This is a genomic window from Micromonospora maritima (assembly GCF_902825405.1).
Lineage (GTDB): Bacteria > Actinomycetota > Actinomycetes > Mycobacteriales > Micromonosporaceae > Micromonospora > Micromonospora maritima.
Genome location: NZ_CADEAU010000742.1, coordinates 1 through 2,028, shown reverse-complemented (window position 1 = coordinate 2,028; position 2,028 = coordinate 1). Strand labels below are relative to the sequence as shown.

3 protein-coding genes are annotated in these 2,028 nt (G+C 74.1%); all 3 read right to left on the bottom strand.

Annotated elements, in window-relative coordinates:
• On the bottom strand, window positions 1-1,421 hold a 1,421-nt coding region (locus tag HUW36_RS31770), incomplete at its 3' end, for a condensation domain-containing protein (RefSeq protein WP_246248422.1).
• A 57-nt stretch (window positions 1,422-1,478) separates the two neighbouring features.
• On the bottom strand, window positions 1,479-1,664 hold the full coding sequence (locus HUW36_RS31765; RefSeq protein ID WP_174531441.1) for an MbtH family protein: 186 nt from the start codon (window positions 1,662-1,664) through the stop codon (window positions 1,479-1,481).
• 40 nt (window positions 1,665-1,704) lie between these two features.
• The coding region (locus HUW36_RS31760; RefSeq protein ID WP_174531440.1) for a phosphopantetheine-binding protein at window positions 1,705-2,028 on the bottom strand (324 nt) is incomplete at its 5' end.

The following is a 2,028-nucleotide window of genomic DNA, read 5'->3' as shown; positions in this document are numbered from 1 at the left end:
AGCCGGCCGCCCCGGCTGTCGGTGGCCGCCGGCGCGTCCGGGCAGCGGCTCACCCACTCGTCGAACCGGGCGGGGAACGGCACGGGCGCGCTCCGGGCGGCGTGCCGACCGCCGCCGGTGAGTCGACGACGCTCCGCCTCGTCGAGCAGGGGCAGCCGGTCGACCGGCCGATCCGGGTCGGCCACCGCCGCGGCGAGCAGCCGCACGTAGCGCCGGACCAGGGTGGCCGCGGTGTCGGGGTCGAAGAGGTCGGCGCTGTACTCCAGCCGGCCCTGGTAGCGGTTGTCGATCTCCCAGAGGAGGTCGAACTTCGCGGTGCCGGTGCCCAGCTGCACGCCCTCGGCCGGCACCCGGTTGAAGGCGATCTGGTAGAGCGGGTTGCGGGCCGGGTCGCGGGTCGGGGCGACCGCCTCCACCACCCGGTCGAACGGCACGTCCTGGTGTTCGAAGTCGGCGAGCAGGCCGTCGCGCAACCGGTCCACCAGCTCCGCGAACGCCGCCCCGCCGTCGATCTCGGTACGCAGCACGAGCGTGTTGACGAACATGCCGATCAGGGGCTCCAGCTCGGGCATGGAGCGACCCGCCACCGACGAGCCGACCACCACGTCGCGCTGCCCGGAGAGCCGGTACAGCAACGCCTTGAGCCCGGCCAGCAGGATCGTGTACGTGGTGGTGTGGTGCCGGCGGGCGAGCACCTCCAGCCCGGCGACGGTCTCGGCGGGCAGGGTGAAGTGCTGCTCGCCGCCGGCGTGGGTGGGTCGGGCCGGCCGGGGACGGTCGCTGGGGACGGGCACCTCGTCGGGCAGCCCGGCCAGCCGCTCCCGCCAGTGCTCCACCGACGCGGCCAGATCGCCGGTGGCGAGTTCGCGGCGCTGCCAGACGGCGTAGTCGACGTACTGGATCTCCAGTTCCGGCAGGCTCGGTTCCCGGCCGTCGCGCTGGGCCGCGAACAGCTCCTCCAACTCCAGTTGGAGGTTGCCGATCGACCAGGCGTCGCAGACCGCGTGGTGGGCGACCAGCAGCAGCCGCTGCTCGGGCCCGTCGAGGCGGGCCAGGACGACGCGCCACAGGGGCGCCTCGGACAGCGTGAAGGGCGTCCGGCGGCACCGCGTCCGCAGGTCGTCCAGCGCCCGGTCCGGGTCCGACTGCCCGCGCAGGTCCGCCACCTCGACGACGACCGGCACGGCCTCGTGCACGACCTGCCGCAGCCGGCCGTCGTCGTCGGTGGCGAAGTCGGTCCGCAGCGTCTCGTGCCGCCCCACGACCTGCCGGAGCGCCTCCGTCACCAGTGCGACGTCGACCTGCGGGGGCACCCGCATCTCCATCGGCAGGTTGTACGCCGGCACGTCCGGGTCGCGCCGCGCCATGAACCAGAGCCGCTCCTGGCCGTACGACGCGGGGAAAGCCTGCCTATCGTCCACCGGTACTCCCGTCCACTGTTCAGCCTCCCCCGCGTCGCCGCGTGCGCGGCGGCGGTGTCACCGGCCCATGAACTCGCGCAGGCTGCGCGGGCGCATGTCGGTCCAGACCTCGTCGATGTGCGCGAGGCACTCCTCCTTGCCGCCGGCGAACCCGGTCGGCTGCCAGCCCGCCGGGGCGGTCTGGTCGGCGAACCAGATCGAGTACTGGTCCTCGTCGTTGCGGACCACCTGGTACTTCTCCATCGGCGCTTCCTCTCTCGGTGGGGCGGCCCGGGCCGGGCGCTCAGCCGTCGCCACGGGCGACCTTGGGGATGCCGGCCGCGTTCCGGGCCGGCTTGGCCGCCCGCGCCTTCTCCACGTTGGCCACCATGTCGCGCACCGTGGAGGCGTCGAACAGCGTCCGCATCGGCAGCTTCACCCCGGCCACCTTGCGGACCTGGGCGATGAGTTGTACCGCGACCAGCGAGTTGCCGCCCAGCTCGAAGAAGTCGTCGTCGAGGCCGATCTCGTCGACGCCGAGCACCTCCGACCAGAGCCGCAGCAGCCGCGCCGCCGTGTCGTCGTCACCGGCGTCGGCCGCGGCGGCGACCGCCGCGGGCGCGGCCGG

Coding starts and splice junctions, on each gene's coding strand:
- HUW36_RS31765 (WP_174531441.1), bottom strand. CDS start 1,664: ATGGAGAAGTACCAGGTGGTCCGCAACGACGAGGACCAGTACTCGATC.